The organism is Brevibacterium salitolerans (genome assembly GCF_039531405.1).
Taxonomy (GTDB): domain Bacteria; phylum Actinomycetota; class Actinomycetes; order Actinomycetales; family Brevibacteriaceae; genus Brevibacterium; species Brevibacterium salitolerans.
Map to the genome: position 1 here is coordinate 75,291 of NZ_BAAAPZ010000018.1, position 18,231 is coordinate 93,521.

The 18,231-nt window shown below is 70.6% G+C and carries 14 protein-coding genes; 4 read left to right on the top strand and 10 right to left on the bottom strand.

What is annotated here, in order from left to right; genetic code table 11:
- Positions 1 to 6 precede the first annotated feature (6 nt).
- From ABD240_RS15275 to ABD240_RS15320, 10 genes are all read right to left on the bottom strand, one after another.
- On the bottom strand, positions 7 to 900 hold the full coding sequence (locus ABD240_RS15275; protein ID WP_344338246.1) for a tyrosine-protein phosphatase: 894 nt from the start codon (positions 898 to 900) through the stop codon (positions 7 to 9).
- 2 nt (positions 901 to 902) lie between these two features.
- Positions 903 to 2,204: an amidohydrolase family protein gene (locus ABD240_RS15280; RefSeq protein ID WP_344338248.1), complete on the bottom strand. Its 1,302-nt coding sequence runs from the start codon at positions 2,202 to 2,204 to the stop codon at positions 903 to 905.
- Between the two features lie 259 nt (positions 2,205 to 2,463).
- Complete coding sequence (groL, locus tag ABD240_RS15285; RefSeq protein ID WP_291794761.1) at positions 2,464 to 4,056, bottom strand: chaperonin GroEL; 1,593 nt, start codon at positions 4,054 to 4,056, stop codon at positions 2,464 to 2,466.
- A gap of 83 nt (positions 4,057 to 4,139) precedes the next feature.
- A complete protein-coding gene (groES, locus tag ABD240_RS15290; RefSeq protein WP_029088098.1) occupies positions 4,140 to 4,433 on the bottom strand; it encodes a co-chaperone GroES in 294 nt (97 codons plus the stop codon).
- Between the two features lie 337 nt (positions 4,434 to 4,770).
- Complete coding sequence (locus ABD240_RS15295) at positions 4,771 to 5,937, bottom strand: ubiquitin-like domain-containing protein (RefSeq protein ID WP_344338252.1); 1,167 nt, start codon at positions 5,935 to 5,937, stop codon at positions 4,771 to 4,773.
- Positions 5,938 to 6,238: 301 nt separating this feature from the next.
- Positions 6,239 to 7,453 (bottom strand): resuscitation-promoting factor, encoded by a 1,215-nt coding sequence (locus ABD240_RS15300; protein WP_291793240.1) that lies wholly within the window; start codon positions 7,451 to 7,453, stop codon positions 6,239 to 6,241.
- Positions 7,454 to 7,609: 156 nt separating this feature from the next.
- Positions 7,610 to 8,563, bottom strand: coding sequence for a TatD family hydrolase (locus ABD240_RS15305; RefSeq protein WP_291793243.1), 954 nt, complete (start codon positions 8,561 to 8,563; stop codon positions 7,610 to 7,612).
- Positions 8,563 to 10,110: a methionine--tRNA ligase gene (metG, locus tag ABD240_RS15310; RefSeq protein WP_344338255.1), complete on the bottom strand. Its 1,548-nt coding sequence runs from the start codon at positions 10,108 to 10,110 to the stop codon at positions 8,563 to 8,565. Before metG ends, ABD240_RS15305 begins: the two co-directional genes overlap by 1 nt.
- Positions 10,111 to 10,484: 374 nt before the next feature.
- The gene (gene rsmI, locus ABD240_RS15315; protein ID WP_425547050.1) at positions 10,485 to 11,393 is read right to left on the bottom strand and encodes a 16S rRNA (cytidine(1402)-2'-O)-methyltransferase; all 909 of its coding nucleotides are present in this window, start codon (positions 11,391 to 11,393) and stop codon (positions 10,485 to 10,487) included.
- 7 nt (positions 11,394 to 11,400) lie between these two features.
- Positions 11,401 to 12,342 (bottom strand): DUF4190 domain-containing protein, encoded by a 942-nt coding sequence (locus ABD240_RS15320; protein ID WP_344338257.1) that lies wholly within the window; start codon positions 12,340 to 12,342, stop codon positions 11,401 to 11,403.
- Positions 12,343 to 12,488: 146 nt separating this feature from the next.
- Here ABD240_RS15320 and ABD240_RS15325 point away from each other — a divergent pair, with 146 nt between their 5' ends.
- The 4 genes from ABD240_RS15325 (at position 12,489) to ABD240_RS15340 (ending at position 18,219) form a co-directional block, all read left to right on the top strand.
- Positions 12,489 to 14,309 carry a dolichyl-phosphate-mannose--protein mannosyltransferase gene (locus ABD240_RS15325; RefSeq protein WP_344338259.1) on the top strand — a complete coding sequence of 607 codons (1,821 nt, stop codon included), beginning with the start codon at positions 12,489 to 12,491 and terminating at the stop codon, positions 14,307 to 14,309.
- 262 nt (positions 14,310 to 14,571) lie between these two features.
- Entirely contained in the window at positions 14,572 to 15,612 is a 1,041-nt protein-coding gene (locus ABD240_RS15330) for an FAD-dependent monooxygenase (RefSeq protein ID WP_344338261.1), read from the top strand.
- A gap of 334 nt (positions 15,613 to 15,946) precedes the next feature.
- Positions 15,947 to 17,284: a cytidylyltransferase domain-containing protein gene (locus ABD240_RS15335; protein WP_344338263.1), complete on the top strand. Its 1,338-nt coding sequence runs from the start codon at positions 15,947 to 15,949 to the stop codon at positions 17,282 to 17,284.
- Positions 17,281 to 18,219 carry an N-acetylneuraminate synthase family protein gene (locus ABD240_RS15340; RefSeq protein WP_344338266.1) on the top strand — a complete coding sequence of 313 codons (939 nt, stop codon included), beginning with the start codon at positions 17,281 to 17,283 and terminating at the stop codon, positions 18,217 to 18,219. The genes ABD240_RS15335 and ABD240_RS15340 overlap by 4 nt, the downstream gene beginning before the upstream one ends.
- The last annotated feature ends 12 nt before the right edge of the window (positions 18,220 to 18,231 follow it).

Below are 18,231 nucleotides of genomic sequence, written 5' to 3' on the forward strand. Positions count from 1 at the left end.
ACCAGCTCAGCCTTCCAGGAACAGGCTCCGCAGGCGGGTGAGCTCGTCCTCGCTCAGACCCAGCCCCTCCCGCATATAGCCCTCGATGCCGCCGAACCGGGCGTCGGCCTCGGCGAGCGCCGTCACGAGGTACTCCTCCCGGACCCCCAGCACCGGCCGCAGCATCTCCGGACTGCCACCGGCCTCCGCGAACTGGTCGAAGACCGGCTGCAGCGCGGGCAGGAGGTCCGTGTTGGTGCGCAGGTAGTCGGCCATCACCGCATCAGGCTCAACTCCCAGCGTGAGCAGCAGCGAGGCCGCCGCCCATCCGGTGCGGTCCTTGCCCGTGGTGCAGTGCACGAGCGAGGCGGATCCGTCCGCCGCCAGCAGGCCGCGGAAATACCCGCTGTAGGCCTCGAGCGCGCTGGGCAGGGAGACGATGTCCCGGTACGCCTGCGCGAGGTGCTCGACCGCGCGCCCGCCGCCCAGGAACTCCTCCGCCTTCACCGCGTCCTCGAAGAACGTCGCCATCTGCGCGGGCGCGGTCTGCTGGGAGTCCCGCAGGACGTCGAGGGCGACTCGGTGTGCGCCTGCGGGCAGCCGGTCCGGCCTCTGCTCGCACTCCGGCGCCGTCCGCAGATCGAACACCGTGCGGATGCCCAGGCCCTGCAGCACGTCCAGACCATCCGCATCCACGCGGCTGAGATCCACGGACCGGTAGAGGATCCCTGCACGCACGCGCCTGCCGTCCGTGGTGCGGTGCCCGCCCAGATCGCGGAGGTTGGGCAGCGTGGGGATCACCGGCACTGCGGCGGAGGTGCCCGAGGCCCCAGCGGTGCCAACCGCGTCCGCTCCGGAAGCGTCCCGGGCCCCAGCGGCCTCCCAGTCCTGCGTGCTCGTCGCGGCATCGTCTGCAGCCATGCTCACTGTCCTTCCCGCTGGTGGAGGATGCGCCCGGCGCCCACCACGAGTTCACGCGCAGGGCCCCGGACCAGCAGGTCCATGGGGTTCTCCGCGTCCGCCAGCACCACGTCGCCGCGGCCGCCCACCACCAGGTCGTGGTCGTCCCGGCCCACCGCCCACGCGCCGTCGCTGCTGGCCAGACGCACCACCTGGGTGAGGTCCTCGTCCCGCACCCAGCCCCCGGCACGGGAGAACTGCCAGGCGATGCCCATGATGTCGCCGGTGCCGTAGGGGCTCCACAGATCGCGGATGCCGTCGGTGCCCAGCCCCAGGCGCACGCCCGCCTTCTCGAGCTCCCGCATGGGGAGCTGCTGTGCGCCCATGCGCGGCGGGGCGACCGTCGTCATCGACATGCCCAGTTCGCCCATGCGCGAGAGGAGTTCGCCTCGGCGGCCGGCGTCCACCTGTGCCACCGCGAAGCCGTGGGCGATGTTCACCTTCCCCTGGAGCCCGAACCGCTCCACCCGCTCGCAGACGAGCTCGATCTGGAAGACGCCCAGCTCAGCCGGATCGTGGAGGTGGATGTCCACGCCCGCCTCGGCCTCCCCCGCGATCTCCATGATGCCGTCGATCTGGCCCACGGGATCCCTGTCGATGGTGGCCGGGTCGAGGCCGCCGATGCTCTCCGCGCCGGCCTGCAGCGCGTCCTTCAGCAGGGACATCACACCCGGCCTGCGCAGCACGCCGTCCTGCGGGAAGGCCACGATCTGCAGCTCGAGCGCACCGGCATACTCCGCGGCCGCCTGCCGCACGGCCTCGATGCCGCGCAGGCCGAGCCCGAGGTCCACGTCCACGTGGCTCCGGATCGCCGTGGTCCCCTGCGCCACCATGCGCTCCAGCACGGTGCGGGTGATGCCCACACTGGGGATGCCCAGACCGTCGCGCTCCGCCCGTTCGTGCCGGATGCGGCCGTCCGTGCCCGGTTCGCCGCCGTAGGACTGCCACGGCAGCCCCCACCAGGACTTGTCCACGTGGGCGTGGGCGTTCACGAGGCCGGGGATCGCGAGGAGGCCGCGTCCGTCGATCTCCGGGACGGCCTCGGCGGAGGCGGGCACGGGGCCGGCGGGAGTGAGCGAGGCGATCCTGCCGTCCTCGATGAGGATGTCCTGGGCCGCGCCGCCCCAGGGACGGACGTTGCGGAGCAGGAGGCTGCCGCTCTGTGCAGAGCCGGAGGCAGCGGGGGCAGAGCCGGAGGCGGCGGGGGCAGAGCCGGAGGCGGCGGAGAAGCCGGCAGCGTGCGATGGGGTCTCAGCAGAACTCATACCTGCATCGTCGCACAGCTCACACTGCACGGCTCACACTGCACGCGCGGCCGCCGCATCGCCGCCCACCTGCGCGAAAGCTCAAAGCGCACACGCACCTGCACAGCGCTGACGAGCTTCCGCGCCGGCCGTTCAGCCGGATGCACGAAGGCTCGGGCTCGCCGTGCACGTGCACAGCAGGCCCGAGCCTTCGTGAACACCAGCGCCTCTCAGCGTCTGGGACACCAGCGCTTCGCAGCGCGAAGGGAGGGAGAGGAGATCAGTCCTCGTCCTCCTCGTCCTTCTTCTCCACGACCAGCGTCTCCGTGGTGAGCACGAGAGCCGCGATCGAGGCCGCGTTGCGCAGAGCGGAGCGGGTGACCTTGACCGGGTCGATGACGCCGGCGCCGATCAGGTCGCCGTACTCGCCGGTCGCGGCGTTGAAGCCCTGGCCGGGCTCCAGCTCTGCGACCTTGGAGACGACGACGTAGCCGTCCTCACCGGCGTTCTCCGCGATCCAGCGCAGCGGCTGGGCCACGCTGCGGCGGACGATGTTCACGCCCGTCGCCGCATCGCCGGTGAGCTCGAGGTCGTTGCCCTCGAGGACCTGGGCGGCGTGGATGAGCGCGGAACCGCCGCCCACCACGATGCCCTCCTCGATGGCCGCACGGGTCGCGGACACGGCGTCCTCGACACGGTGCTTGCGCTCCTTGAGCTCCACCTCGGTCGCGGCGCCCACCTTGATGACGGCCACGCCGCCGGCGAGCTTCGCGAGGCGCTCCTGGAGCTTCTCGCGGTCCCAGTCGGAGTCCGTGTTCTCCACCTCGGCGCGGATCTGCGCCACGCGGGCGGAGACCGCGGCCTCGTCGCCGGCACCGTCGACCACCGTGGTGGCGTCCTTGGTGACCGTGACGGTGCGCGCGGAGCCCAGCTGCTCGAGCGTGACCTGGTCGAGCTTCATGCCCATGTCCGGGGTCACGACCTCGCCGCCGGTGAGCGTCGCCAGGTCCTGCAGGATCGCCTTGCGGCGGTCGCCGAACCCGGGAGCCTTGACGGCCGCGACGTTGAGGATGCCGCGGATCTTGTTGACCACGAGCGTGGAGAGCGCCTCACCCTCGATGTCCTCGGCGACGATGAACAGCGGCTTGCCGGCCTGCTGCACCTTCTCCAGCACCGGGAGCAGATCCTGGATGTTGGAGATCTTGCCCTGGTTGATGAGGATGTACGGGTTCTCCAGGACGGCCTCCTGGCGATCCTGGTCCGTCACGAAGTAGGGCGACAGGAAGCCCTTGTCGAACTGCATGCCCTCGGTGAACTCGAGCTCCACCGAGGAGGCCTGCGACTCGTCGATCGTGATGACGCCGTCCTTGCCCACCTTCTCGAAGGCCTCGGCGATGAGCTCGCCGATCTCCTGCGACTGTGCGGACAGGGCTGCGACGAACGCGATCTCCTTGGAGCCGTCCACCTCGCGGGCGATCTCACGGAGCCGGCCCTCGACGGCGTCGACGGCCTTCTCGATGCCGGCCTTGAGCTGACCGGGAGCGGCGCCCGCGGCCACGTTGCGCAGACCCTCCTGGACCAGCGCCTGGGCCAGGACCGTGGCGGTGGTGGTGCCGTCGCCGGCCACGTCGTTGGTCTTGGTGGCGACTTCCTTGGCCAGCTGCGCGCCGAGGTTCTCGTACGGGTCGTTCAGCTCCACCTCACGGGCGATGGTCACGCCGTCGTTCGTGATGGTGGGTGCGCCCCATGCCTTGTCGAGGACGACGTTGCGGCCGCGGGGCCCCAGGGTCACCTTGACGGTGTCCGCGAGGACGTTGACGCCGCGCTCGAGGGCCTTGCGCGCCTCATCGTCGAACTGCAGGGTCTTTGCCATTCTTCACTTCCCCTTCGTATGCGTTGGTCCTGCGACGGTGCCGCGCCGCTCATGGGCGGGGCGGTGCGTCAGCGAGGAAGTGGTCAGGAGATGACTGCGAGGACGTCGCGCGCGGAGAGCACGAGGAACTCCTCGCCGCCGTACTTGAGCTCGGTGCCGCCGTACTTGGAGTAGACGACCTTGTCGCCCTCCTTGACGTCCAGCGGGATGCGAGAGCCGTTGTCAGCGACGCGGCCGGGGCCCACTGCCACGACCTCACCCTCCTGCGGCTTCTCCTTGGCGGTGTCGGGGATGACCAGGCCCGAGGCCGTGGTCTGCTCTGCCTCGACCTGGCGGATGACGATGCGATCCTCGAGCGGCTTGATGGAGACCGACATGTGCGGACACTCTCCTTATGACGAAGGTTTGTCTTGTCGTCGTGCGACAGTGAGCCTCAGGTCGCGGTGGTCCGCGATGCGCTGCCCGTCGTCGCGGGTGCCAGGCAGCAGGCCGGTGTCGCACAGTTAGCACTCACATGGTGCGTGTGCCAACTCGACTCTAGTGACGGCCTGGCACTCGCGCAACTCGAGTGCCAATCCTTCGCCCCGGTTCCGGGAACTCCCAGGAAACGCGGAGAGCCGCGGCCGAGGCGGCACTCACGTCCCGCCTCGGCCGCGGCTCTCCGCACCGCTGATCCGGCAGCGCCCGGCTGCCGCATCAGCCTCCCGGGAGCGGTCAGCCCACGCCCACCATGCCGGCGCACTCCCACTGGCTCCAGCCGGCGCGCTCCTGCAGCATCTTGGCGCGCATGAACTGCTCCTGCGGGCTGGCGTCCGCGGGGTTGCCGGAGCCGCCCACGCCCTCCCAGGTGGGGATGCCGAACTGGAAGAGGCCGAAGTACCTGTTGTTCGACCGGTTCACCGCCTTGGGGTTGAACTCGGACTCGCACTGGGCGATCTTGTACCAGGGGCTCGAGGGTCCGCCCAGCATCTCCTTGATGGCGGCGGTGGACATGGAGCCGCCCTCCTGACCGTCCGGGGAGATCTCGTAGCTGTCCGGGTCCGTGGGGTCTCCAGTGCCCACGAGCACGATCTCCTCCTTGGGCTTCTCGAGGACCTTCTCGTCCTTCTCGACGCGGGAGACCTCCTCGCCGTCGAGCAGGCCGACCTCGTAGGTCACCTCGCGCTTGCCGTTGTGGCCCTTCTGCTCGACCTTCTTCCCGCCCTCGACCATCTTGTCCGTCTTCTTCTCCGTGACCTTCTTCTTCACGGTCTCCTCGACGGTCTCCGTCTTGGTCTCCGTGCGCATGACGTCCACGGTCTGTCCGGAGGCGATGGGCGCGGTGAGCGGAGCGGAGACGACATCCGTCTCGTCGACGGCGACGCCGGCGAGTTCGAGCGCCTCACCCGTGGTGGCGGGGGTTCCCTCCACGGGAACGGTCTCACCGTCCGCGCGGACGGTGACGGTCTTGGGGGTGACCACGGTGAGCTCCGTGGCTCCTGCGGAGTCCAGGGGCGCATCACCGGCGACGGAGATCTCCGCGCCGGCGGGGTCCACACCCAGATCCGCCAGCGCCTCGTCCACCGTGTTGGCGTGCGTGGTCTCGTCGTAGGACACGCCATCGAGGGTGAGCGCCACGTCCTTCTCCGTGTTCACCACGATGTCCATGCCGCGGGTCACGGACGCGTCCGTGCCGGGCTGGACCCTGTCGTCCTGGGCGAGGTCCAGGTTCTGTCCGGCGAGCACCTCCTCCACGGAATCGGAGAAGGTGCGCACCTGCTGATGCTCACCGTCGACCACCAGATCGACGGTCTTGTTGAAGCCGACGAATGCGGCAGTGGCGCCCACCATTGCGGTGATGACGACGGCCTGCCCTGCGATGTGGATGCCCTTGCGCTTCATTTCTCCCCTGCGGCGTCTGCCGCGCTGTTCGTGGTGCCCGTGGTGTGGTGGTGGGTGGTGCGGGTGCTGCTGTGTCCGCGGTGAGGCGGGCGGTGCCCGAGGCCGGTGGTGCCGTGGTCTCGAGCGGGTGGTGCTGCGGTCGTGCGGGTGGTGCGGTGTGGCGTACGGGTCGTGCGGTGTGGCGTGGATCCGGCCCGGTGCGGCCGGTCACACCCGAGAGCCGGGTGCCGCGAACGCCGCCCTCACACGGCGGTGAGTGCGGCGTTCGCGGATGGTCAGCGGATCGGTACGGTGCAGAGCCTCAGGCGCATGCCCACTGGCCCCAGCCGGCCTTCTGCTGCAGGATCTTCGCGCGCTTGAACTGCTCCTGCGGGCTGGCATCGATCGGGTTGCCGGAGCCGCCCACGGACTGCCAGGTGGCGAGCTTGAACTGGAACAGGCCGTAGTGCCCGTTCGGGTTCACCGCGCGCGGGTTGAACTCGGATTCACACTTGGCGATCTTGTGCCAGCGGCTGCCGGGGCCGCCCAGCATCTCCTCGATCTCCGCCTTGCTCAGGTCGCCGGAGTAGTCGCCGCCTCCGCCGGAGCTGCCCTCGTCCGAGCCGCCGTCGGATCCGCCGTCACCGGAACCGCTGCCCTCGTCCTCCTTGGGAGCGGGTGCGGGCTCCGGCGCCTTGGTGCCCACGCGGACCACCTCGTCGACCGGCTTCTCCACGACCTTCTCGGACTTCTTGTCCTTGACGACCACTTCGCCGTTGACGGTGGTGACGGAGAAGACGATCTCCTTGGAGCCGTCCTTGCCCTTCGTCTCCACCTCGCGCTTGCCGCGCTCCAGCGAGTCGTCCTTCTTCTCCGTGACCTTCTTCTTGACGGTCTCGGTCTCCTTCTTGTCCTCCGTCTTGGTGCGCAGCACCTCGACGACCCCGCCGTCCGTCACGGGGGCGGAGGCAGGAAGGGAGAGGGTGTCGGTCTTGCCGAGCTTCACGCCGGCCTCGTCGATGACCTCCTGCGCGGTGGCGGCGGTGATCTCGACGGGCTTGCTCTTGCCGTCGGCCACGACGGTGACCGTCTTGGGCGTGACGACGGAGACGTCCTGGTTCTGCCCGTCGGCGAGGCTGGCCTCCAGATCCGTGGAGATGTCCGCGCCCTCCGGGTCCACGCCCAGCTCCGCGAGCGCCTGGCCCACGGTGTTGGCGGTGGTGGTCTCCTGGCTGGAGACGCCGTCGAGGGTGAGGTTCACGTCCTTGGCCGTGTTGACGACGACATCCATCCCACGGGTGATGTCCGCATCGGCGCCGGGCTGCACCTGGTCGCCGGCCGAGACCTCGATCTCCTGGGACTCGAGGAAGTCCGAGACGCTGCCGGAGAAGGTGCGCACCTGCTCCGACTGGCCGTCGACCACGAGGTTGACCTGCTTGTTGAGTCCCACGAAGGCAGCCGTGCCGCCCACCAGAGCGGTGATGACGACGGCCTGACCGGCGATCTGCACCTTTCGGTTGCGCAGAGCTGAGATCACGTGTTTGTCCAATCAGAAGACGGGAGGGAAGGAACGACTGCAACGAGTGTAACCGGTTCGTTATCTAACCGCTACCTCCGTTACAAAGGTTGTGAGCGAAGACTCAATCGCCGGGCCCAGCACCGGCGGTACCAGCCCGCGCCTTGCCCCATTTTCCTACAACCCCCAGCGCCCGAACACCTGTTCTGCGTTGGTCGTGAGCTGGGCGCAGAGGTCGTGCAGGTCCGCCTCGCGCACCTCGGCCAGTTTCCGGACCGTGACCGCAGTGAGATACGGACCGCCCGGCTTCCCCCGGTGCGGGTGCGGGGTGAGGAACGGGGCGTCCGTCTCCGTCAGCAGCAGCTCCGCCGGCACCAGCGCGGCGGCCTCGCGCAGACCGGCCGCGTTCTTGAACGTGATGTTGCCGGCGAACGACATGAAGTAGCCGTGCTCCGCACACTCCCGCGCCATGGCGACGTCCCCGGAGAAGCAGTGGAACACGGTGCGCTCCGGTGCTCCGGCCTCGCGCAGGATCCGCAGGACGTCCGCGTGCGCCTCCCGGTCGTGGATCTCCAGCGCGAGGTCCAGCCGCTTGGCGATCTCGATGTGGGCGCGGAAGGACTCCTCCTGCCACCGCCTCGCCTGCTCCGGCGGGACGGGCACTCCGCCCACCTGGGCCTCCTCCAGGCGGAACCAGTCCAGCCCGGTCTCCCCCACCACGCGCATGCGGTCCGCACGGCACAGCTGCTCGATCTCCGTGAGCGAGTCCTCGAGCAGACCGGCGGCGGCCAGGCGCGGCGCCTCGTTGGGGTGGATGGCCGCCCCGCCGAGCATCCAGTCGCGACCGGCAGCGGCCTCGGCGGCCACGACCTGCGCCGTCCACCGGGCGGCTCCCATCTCACACCCGATCTGCACGATCCGGCTCACCCCGGCCTGAAGCGCGGTTTCGCGGAAGAAGGAGAGCGGCGGGAAGCTCTCGTCCTCCGCCGGGACGACCTCCGGAGCGGGCTCGCCGGCCTTGAGCGGGCCTCGGGCGCCGGTGCAGATGTCCAGGTGCGTGTGCGAGTCGATCACCGGATGCGGCAAGGGCTCCGGCACCGGCGGGTAGTCGCCGGCCGCGCGGGAGGCCATCAGGCGGTCTCCCCCTCCGCCGGCTCCACGTGCTTGGGGAACACCGGCGCGGGCGCGGGCAGCTGCGTGCCGGCGGGAACCGGTGTGCCGAGGCCGGCGAAGGTCCGCGCGTCCGCGTCCACACCCAGCTGGTCGAGGATCTGCGCCGTGGATCCCGGCATGACCGGCTGGAGCAGGAGCGTGACCCGGCGGACCACCTCGAGGGTGACGGCGAGGACGGTCGCCATGCGCGCGGGATCCGTCTTCTTCAGCTTCCAGGGCTCCTGGGCGCTGAAGTAGCGGTTGGCCGCGGACAGCACCTTCCAGGCCGCCTCGAGGTAGAGGTGCAGGCTCTGGACCTCCACGTGGGCCCGCGCGGTCGCGTGCAGATCACGGGCGGCGGCGAGGATCTCCTCGTCCTCCGCGGTGAGGTCCGCGAGCGCCGGCATCACGCCGTCCAGGTTCTTGCGCACCATCGACAGGGAGCGCTGGGCGAGGTTGCCGTACTCGTTGGCGAGGTCCGCGTTCTTGCGGGTGACGATGCCCTCGGCGGAGTAGGAGCCGTCCTGGCCGTAGGGGATCTCGCGGAGCACGAAGTAGCGGACGGTGTCGAGGCCGAACGAGTTGACGAGGTCGTAGGGGTCGACGACATTGCCCACGGACTTGGACATCTTCTCGCCCCTGTTGAAGAGGAAGCCGTGCGCGTGGACGCGGCCGGGCAGCTCGAGGCCGGCGCTCATGAGGAAGGCCGGCCAGTAGACGGCGTGGAACCGGAGGATGTCCTTCCCGATCACGTGGACGTTCGCCGGCCAGCGCGTGCGGAACTCCTCGGAGTCGACGTCCGGGTAGCCGGCACCGGTGAGGTAGTTCGTGAGGGCGTCCACCCACACATACATGACGTGGCGCTCGTCCCCGGGGACGGGCACGCCCCAGTCGAAGGTGGTGCGAGAGATCGAGAGGTCCTTGAGCCCGGAGGCCACGAAGGAGGCGACCTCGTTGCGGCGGGAGTCCGGGCCCACGAACTCCGGGTGCTCGCGGTAGAGCTCCAGCAACGGCTCCTGGTACTTGGACAGGCGGAAGAAGTAGGACTCCTCCTCCGTCCACTCCACCGGGGTGCCGGTGCCCACGGAGTAGCGGACGCCGTCCTCGCGGACCTCGGTCTCGTCCTCCTGGTAGTAGGCCTCGTCGCGGACGGAGTACCAGCCGGAGTAGGAGTCGAGGTAGATGTCCCCTGCCTCCTCCATGCGCCGCCAGATCGCCTGGCATGTGGCGTAGTGGTCCTCGTCCGTGGTGCGGATGAACCGGTCGTAGGAGGAGCCCAGGAAGTCCTGCAGCGCGCGGAAGGCGGCGGCGTTGCGGTCCGCGAGCTGGCGGGCAGTGATGCCCTCCTTCTCCGCGGTCTGCTGCATCTTCAGGCCGTGCTCGTCCGTGCCGGTCATGAAGTAGACGTCCTCACCGTCGAGGCGGTGGAAGCGCGCCATCGTGTCCGCTGCGATGTACTCGTATGCGTGGCCGATATGAGGGGTGCCGTTGGGGTACGCGATCGCGGTGGTGATGTAGAACGTCATAGTGCCGCCCAGTCTAGCGATCCCCCGGGGCCTCGCCGCGCAGCGCCGCCCTCCCCGCGCCTCCCCTGCCCCTCTCCGCACCACCCCTGCAAGTTACGTCTGCGTAGCGGCCGCCCTACCCGGCCGCTACGCAGACGTAACTTGGGGGATGAGGAGGGAGGGGAGGGAAGGGAGGGCGCGGAGCGGGGAACGAGACACCCGTGAGCGCGCAGTGCCGCCCGCATATAGGTGGGCGGCGAAGCGAGTACGCGGGTCCCGCTTCGGAGCCCCACCCCGAAGGCGCTCAGCCGCCCGCATATACCTGGGCGGCTGAGCACGTATGCGGGCTCAGCGCAGGCTCGCGCCTGCACAGCACGCCCACGCAGCAGCCCTGCTCACTTCTGCTTGAGGTAGGCCTCGTAGACCTCCCGGGTGCGCAGGCCGTGGGCCGAGGCCACCTGTGCCGCCGCCTGCTTGGCCCGCGCCCCTGCGTCCACGAGGGCGGCGACCTCACCGGTGACGGCCTCGGGTGCGGGTGCGGGCTCCGGCTCGCCGGGAGCCACCACGATGCAGATCTCCCCGCGCAGGCCCTCGGCCGCCGCATCTGCGAGCTCACCCAGGGTGCCGCGGAGCACCTCCTCGTACGTCTTGGTGAGCTCGCGGCAGATGACGGCGGAGCGATCCGCGCCCATGCCGTCCGCGAGATCCCGCATGGCATCCGCCACCCGGTGCGGGCTCTCGTAGAACACGAGCGTGCGCTGCTCATGTGCCAGCGAGGCCGCGAGCCGGCGCCGTTCGCCGGCCTTGCGCGGGAGGAAGCCCTCGAACGCCCAGCGGTCGCTCGGCAGCCCGGACACGGCCAGTGCCGTCACCACCGCCGAGGCCCCGGGGGCGCTGGTCACGGGCAGGCCCCTCTCAGCGACCTCCTTCACCACCCGGTATCCAGGATCCGAGACCGCCGGCATGCCGGCGTCCGTGAGGAGGACGACGGTGCGGCCGGCCGCCACGTGGTCCGCGAGCTCCGGGGCGCGAGCGGCCTCGTTGTGGTCGAACAGGCTCAGGACCGAGGCGGAGGTGCGGATGCCCAGGCGGTCGCAGAGGCCGTGGAAGCGGCGGGTGTCCTCCGCGGCGATGACGTCCGCACACTCGATGGCGCGACGCATGCGCGGGCTGGCGTCGTCGATGTTGCCGATGGGCGTGCCGACGAGCACCAGCGCGGCGGCAGGGTTCGGGTGCGGCGTGCTGGTGCTCGCAGGTTCTGCCTCTGCGGACGGAGCGGCCGCGGCGGGAGCAGTGTCTGTCACAGGGGCCTCAGTACGTGGATGAGGTGGTCGCGAAGAAGATCCCGAGGCCGATCACGAAGACGAAGTACAGGAGCCAGAAGCCGGCCACGATGTACCCGGTGATGATGCCGGTGAGGGCCATGCCTCCGCCCTGCTCGCCGGACTGCGCGATCTGACGACGGGCGATGTGGCCGCAGATGATCCCCACCAGGCTGGAGATCCCGATGATGAAGCCGGCGAGCCCGGCGATCATCGCCACGATCGCCAGGGTGTTCGTGGGCCGCGGGACGTATCCGCCGTAGCCCGGCTGCGGGACGGCACCGTAGGGCTGTGCCGCATAAGGCTGCGCCGCGTAGGCGGGCTGAGCGCCGTAGGGCTGCGGAGCGCCGGAGGCAGGGGCACCGTAGCCGTCCTGCCCACCGCCGTAGGGCTGCGGAGCGCCGTAGGGCTGCGCCGCGCCGTCCGCAGGACCGTACGCACCGTCGAAGGACGGTGCCATGTGGCTGGACCCGGCCTCGGGCACACCGGACGAGGTGCCGCCGTAGGCGGAGCTGCCGTACGGATCATGGGTCGCGGTGCCGTAGCCCCCGGACGCGCCGGAACCCGGTGCACCCGGAACGGAGGTGTCATAGGGGCTGCCGGAGGACCCGTAGGAGCCGCCCGCGGATCCGTACGCTCCTGCCCCTTGGGAATCGGAGGCGTAGGGATCAGAGGCATAGGGGGCGGAGCCGTAGGGGCTGGAGCCGTAGGGGCTGGAGCCGTAGGGGTTCGTACCAGAGGGGCTCGATCCGTACGGAGCACGGGACGAGGCGCCGGGGCCGAAGGTGGCCGGTCCGTCACCCGCTCCCGTCCCGGCAGGACCGTAGGAGCCTGAACCGTAGGAGGACCCGCCCGAATGGTCCGGGCCGGAACCGTATGGGCCGGGGCTCCCGGATCCGGAGTCGTAGGGGCTGTTTCCGCCTGCGCTCACGCCGGCCTCCTCCGTACTGCGACGCGGGTTTTCCCGCACGCCTGCTGTGCTGCTTGCCAGCGTCCAGGCTACTGCTCCCGCTCGCACGGGTACAGCCGCTCCCGTGCTCCACCGAGGCCGCGGACTGCGCAAGTACACTGGCGCCTGTGACCGCCCCCTCCCCCGATTCCCGCGCCTCCCGCACCCCCGGCCCTCCCCCGCGCACCTCCGGTGCCGCGGCCGGATCCCGCGCCGCGGCCGGATCCCGCGCCGCAGCGGGCTCCCACGGCACAGCGGGCTCCGGTTCGCACAGTGGCTCCCGCACAGTGCTGGGGCTGGGCGCGCAGACGTGGGGCTGGCTGCTCCCGGCACTCATCGCCGCGGTGGGCGGCTTCTTCCGCTTCTTCCGTCTCGGCACGCCCAACACGCTCATCTTCGACGAGACGTACTACGTGAAGGAGGGCTGGTCCCTGGCCAACTTCGGCTACGAACGGGACTGGCCGGAGGAGCCCAACGCCGCCTTCGAATCGGGCGATCCGTGGGTGGTGCTGGACACCGGCGACTTCGTCGTGCATCCGCCGCTGGGCAAGTGGCTGATCGGCTGGGGCATCGAGCTGTTCGGGCAGTCCAACACGTTCGGGTGGCGGTTCTCCGCCGCGCTCGTGGGCACACTGTCCATACTCATGCTGGGCATCATCGCCTGGAAGCTGCTGGGCTCCGTGTGGATGGGCACGATCGCCGCCCTCCTGCTCGCCGTGGACGGAGAGCACCTCGTCCACTCGCGCACCTCCCTGCTCGACATCTTCGTCATGTTCTTCGTGCTGGCCGGATTCGGCCTGCTGGTCGCGGACCGGCTCCAGACCCGCCGCCGGATCGACCGGGCGCTCGCCGAGGCCGGGCCCGGGGCCTCGGCGGCGGACCTGGGCGCGTACCTGGCCGCCCGGGCTCCCTGGCTCACGCCTGCGGCCTGGGGACCGTCGCTGGGCATCCGGCCCTACCGGCTGGCCGCGGGAGTGGCGCTGGGCTGCGCGATGGGCGTGAAGTGGTCGGGGCTGTACGCGCTGGCGGTGTTCGGCCTCATGACGGTGATCTGGGACTGGGGCCACCGCCGCCGGATGGGTGTGCGGCACCCCTGGCGCGCGGCACTGCTCAAGGATGCGTTCCCCGCCTTCTGCTCGCTGGTGCCCGTGGCCTTCGTGGTCTACGTGCTCACCTGGATGGGGTGGATCGTCAACCGGGGCGGCTACTACCGGGACTGGGCGGAGCAGAACTCCGGCTGGTGGGACCCACTCCCGGACTGGCTGGCGAGCCTGAGCAGGTACCACAAGGCGGCCTACGACTTCCACGTGGGACTGAACTCCGAGCACACCTACATGTCGAACCCGTGGGGCTGGATCGTGCAGTGGCGCCCCACCAGCTTCTACTACAAGAACGCCGAGGCCGGTGATCAGGGCTGCCTCGCGGACCAGTGCTCCTCGGCGATCACCTCCGTGGGCAACCCGGTGATCTGGGGGCTCGCACCGCTGGCCGTGCTCGTGCTGCTGTTCGCGTGGGCGGTGCGCCGGGACTGGCGCGCCGGGGCGATTTTGGCCGGCCTCCTCGCCACCTGGGCGCCGTGGTTCGCCTACCAGGAGCGCACCATCTTCACCTTCTACACCATCGTCATGGTGCCGTTCGTGGTGCTGGGAATCGCCTATGCCCTGGGGCTGCTGTGGGGACGGTGGCCGGAGAGAGGCACTGCCGCCGAGGCCAGGGCGGGCGCTGTCGGCAAGAGCGCCGGCGAAAATGCTGCCGACGGTGCTGGAGGCCCGGCCGGAGGTGCCGTCACCGCCCGCCCGGACAGCGCTCTCGCGCTCCGCCGTGTGCTGGTGGGCGTGGTGCTCGCCGCAGCGGTCATGGCGTTCGCGTTCTTCTGGCCGGTGTGGACTGCCACGTGGATCCCGCGCGAGGCCTGGGAGCTGCGCATGTGGAACCCCACCTGGATCTGAGCGGCAGGTCTGCGCTCTGAACCGCAGAGAGGCCTGCGCCGCGCGGTTCAGGCCGACTGCTCGTGCCGCACCCGGGTCTGCTCCACGACGTTCGGAGTCCCCTCCCCGAGTGATCACTTCGCCCGGCCATAACTGCGATCCCGGCTGGGCGAAGTGATCACACGAGCGGGAGTCTGCTGGGCCGGTCCACTCGTCTCACGCGGCCCCCCTTCGTCCTCGTCCTTCCCGTCATCCCGGCTTCAGCACCCGGTAGATTCGGACCATGACCACCGTGCACATCGTGGGCGCCGGGATCGCCGGACTCGCCCTCGCCTCGCAGCTGCCCGCCCGCTGGGACGTCCACCTGCACGAGGCCGCATGGCAGGAGCCCACGGTCCCCACGCTGTTCGCCCTCCAGGCCGGCGGGCGGCGGGCCCTGGAGAGGCTCGGCCTCCTCGAGGAGTTCCGCCGCCGCTGCGTCACGGTCACCGGCGGGATGCTCGCGGACGGTCAGGGCCGGCCTCTGGTGCGGATGAGCGGCGTGGAGATCACGCTCCTCCCCCGCCCGGAGCTGCGCGATCTCCTCCGCTCCGTCCTCCCGCACTCGGTGCAGGTGCACCGCCACTCCGTGCACTCGGTGACGGGACTGCACGCGGATCTGGTCGTGGGCGCCGACGGCGTGCACAGCACGGTGCGCCGGGACTTCTGGGGACCGGCCTCGGCCGCTCGGCGGCTGGGCGCCACGGTGATCCGCGGCGTCATCGACGCCGACCCTGTCGAGGGCCGCTTCCAGGAGGTGTGGCGGCCGGACGGGATCTTCGGGATCACCCCGCGGCCCGGCGGCGGCGTCAACTGGTTCTCCACCGTCCCGGCACAGCGCTTCGACTCGCGGGCCCACGCGCTGCGACATCTGCGCGAGCGGTGGGAGGGCCATGCCGAGGACCCACAGCGGGTCCTCGCCCATGCGACCGAGGCCCAGACCCTCGTGAACGACGTCTGGGTCTCGCGCTGGCCTCGGCGGCTGGTGCGGTCCGTACCACTCCGTGGTGCCGAGCGGCACGCGGTGCTTCTGGGCGACGCCGCCCACGCGATGGCGCCCAACCTGGGGCGCGGGGCGAACGAGGCCCTCATCGACGCCGTCGCGCTCGCGCGATTCCTCCGCGAGGACGGCTCGCTCCCCCGCTCCCTGCGGCGCTACGAGACCGCCCGGATGCTCTCCCCGCAGGTCATGCGCGTGGGCTCCACCCTCATGCACCGTCTCTCCGCCACGCGCCGCGACCGTCTGCGCAACGCGCTCCTCTCCGCCGTGCCCGCGCGGGGGTGACGCCCCGGCAGGCATGAGTCCCCGGCGGGCACAGCGGCCCCGGCGGACGCAGCGACCCCCGCAGGCACAGCGGCCGCGAGGCGTTGCGGCCGCGCAGGCGGGAGCATCGGCGGAACAGAGACCCACGCCTGTGTCTTCCGCTGAGGCCGTCCGCAGGCCTCGCACCGGTGCAGCCGCAGCGTCTGTTCCCCACACGGAATCCGGCCTGCGGGCGGCTCACCGGCGTACGGTTCGCGACCCCCGGGTGAACACCGGATGACAACACCCGAACCTTGCGCAGCCGCCGCCTTCCGTTCACCTGGCGGCCACACTCACCGCCCTACAGTGGCCGCCTATGACAGCTCCTACCACCGGGACGGCGCCGCCGCGCACCGCAGCGGCCACCGCCTCCCGCACCCCGCACCTCGGGAATCCGCAGACGCCCCTCGAGGCCCCGCACACGGCCGCCGCACAGCGCACGGTCGCCATCATCCCGGCCCGAGGCGGGTCCAAGGGGATCCCGCTGAAGAACCTCCAGAAGGTGGCGGGCAAGAGCCTGCTGACGCGTGCCATCGAGTCCGCACAGCACGCCCAGCGGATCGACCACGTGGTCGTTTCCACGGACCATGACGGCATCGCCGAGGAGGCTCGTGCCGCCGGCGCACAGGTCATCCGGCGCCCCTCCGACATCTCCGGCGACCACGCCACCAGCGAGTCGGCGCTCCTGCACGCCCTCGCGGAGCTCGGCACCCCCTACGCCATCACGGTCTTCATCCAGTGCACCTCCCCCTTCATCGACGCGGCCTCGCTGGACAACGCGGTGGACCGCGTCGCCTCGCACTCCGCGGACGTCGTCTTCTCCGCGGTCGCGGACCACTCCTTCCTCTGGAAGCTGGGACCGGACGCGGCGGCGGAGGCCGTGGGGCACGTCGCCTCCCACCGGCCGCGGCGCCAGGACCGCGAGCCCCACTTCAACGAGACCGGGGCCTTCTACGTCATGCGGACCGAGGGCTTCCTCGAGCACCGGCACCGGTTCTTCGGCCGCATCATGATCGAGGAGGTGCCGGAGGAGCACGCCCGCGAGATCGATTCGATGAGCGACCTGACCCTGGTGCGCTCCATCGCCGCGCAGCAGGACGCGCACCCCCTCCTGGACGTGCAGGCGCTCGTCACGGACTTCGACGGCGTGCACACGGACGACTCCGTCCTCGTCGCGGACGACGGCCGCGAGGTCGTCCGGACCCACCGCGGCGACGGCCTGGGCGTCGGCCGCCTCGTCTCCGCCGGGTTCCCGTTCCTCATCCTCTCCAAGGAGCGCAACCCCGTCGTCAGCAGGCGCGCGGAGAAGCTGCGGACGGAGGTGCTCCAGGGCATCGACGACAAGGCCGCCGCACTGGAGGCCTGGATGGCCTCCAAGGAGGTCGACCCGCAGAAGGTCGCCTACGTGGGCAACGACCTCAACGATCTGCCCGCCTTCGGGGCGGTGGGCTGGCCCATCGCCGTGGCCGACGCCCATCCCAAGGTCCTCGCGGCCGCCCGGGTCGTCCTCTCGAGACCCGGGGGCCACGGCGCCGTCCGCGAGGTCTGCGACCTCATCCCCGATTCCGCGCTCCCGGCGCGCACCCCCGACCTCACCTCGTCCCCCATCGCCTTCGCGGCCCCGCACACCCACAAGACCAAGGAGTTCGCATGATCCAGACGCTCGCACCCCGCACCGCACCCTCCGCCGCGGCACGCACCTCCGCAGCGCCCTCCTCCGCGCCCGCACCCGTGCGGATCGGGGAGCACTCGGTGGGCGCCGGGCAGCCGGTCTACATGATCGGCGAGATCGGCATCAACCACAACGGCGAGGTCGAGCTCGCCAAGCGGCTCATGGACGTGGCGGCGGAGGCCGGCGCGCAGGCGGTGAAGTTCCAGAAGCGGAACCCGGACGTGGCCGTGCCGGAGGCGCAGAAGTCCAAGATGCGCGAGACGCCCTGGGGCACCATGACCTACCTCGAGTACAAGTACCGCGTGGAGTTCGAGCGCGAGCAGTACCGGGAGATCGACGCGCACGCCAAGCAGCTGGGCCTGCAGTGGTTCGCCTCGCCGTGGGACACGGATTCCGTGGACTTCCTCGAGAACGAGTTCGATGCGCTCACCTACAAGGTGGCCTCGGCCTCCCTCACGGACTTCGAGCTCCTCCGCGCGATCGCCGCCACCGGAAAGCCGGTGCTGTGCTCCTCCGGGATGTCCGACTGGGACATCCTGGACGCCGCGGTGGAGGTCTTCGACCGCGAGAACCTGGTGCTCATGCACGCCGCCTCCACCTACCCGCTGCCGCCGGAGGAGGCCAACCTCCGGGCGATCCCGGCGATGGAGAGGCGCTACGGGGTCCCGGTGGGCTACTCCGGGCACGAGATCGGCACGGAGATCTCGCTGGCCGCCGTGGCACTGGGCGCGGTGACGGTGGAGCGCCACATCACGCTCGACACCACCATGTGGGGCTCGGACCAGTCCGCGTCCATGGAGCCGGACGAGTTCATCGCGCTCTGCCGCGGCGTGCGCGTGCTGGAGCGCGCCCTGGGCGATGGTGAGAAGCGCATCATGCCCGGCGAGGAGTCCAAGATCGCCTCGCTGCGCAAGTAACGGCGGGAGAAC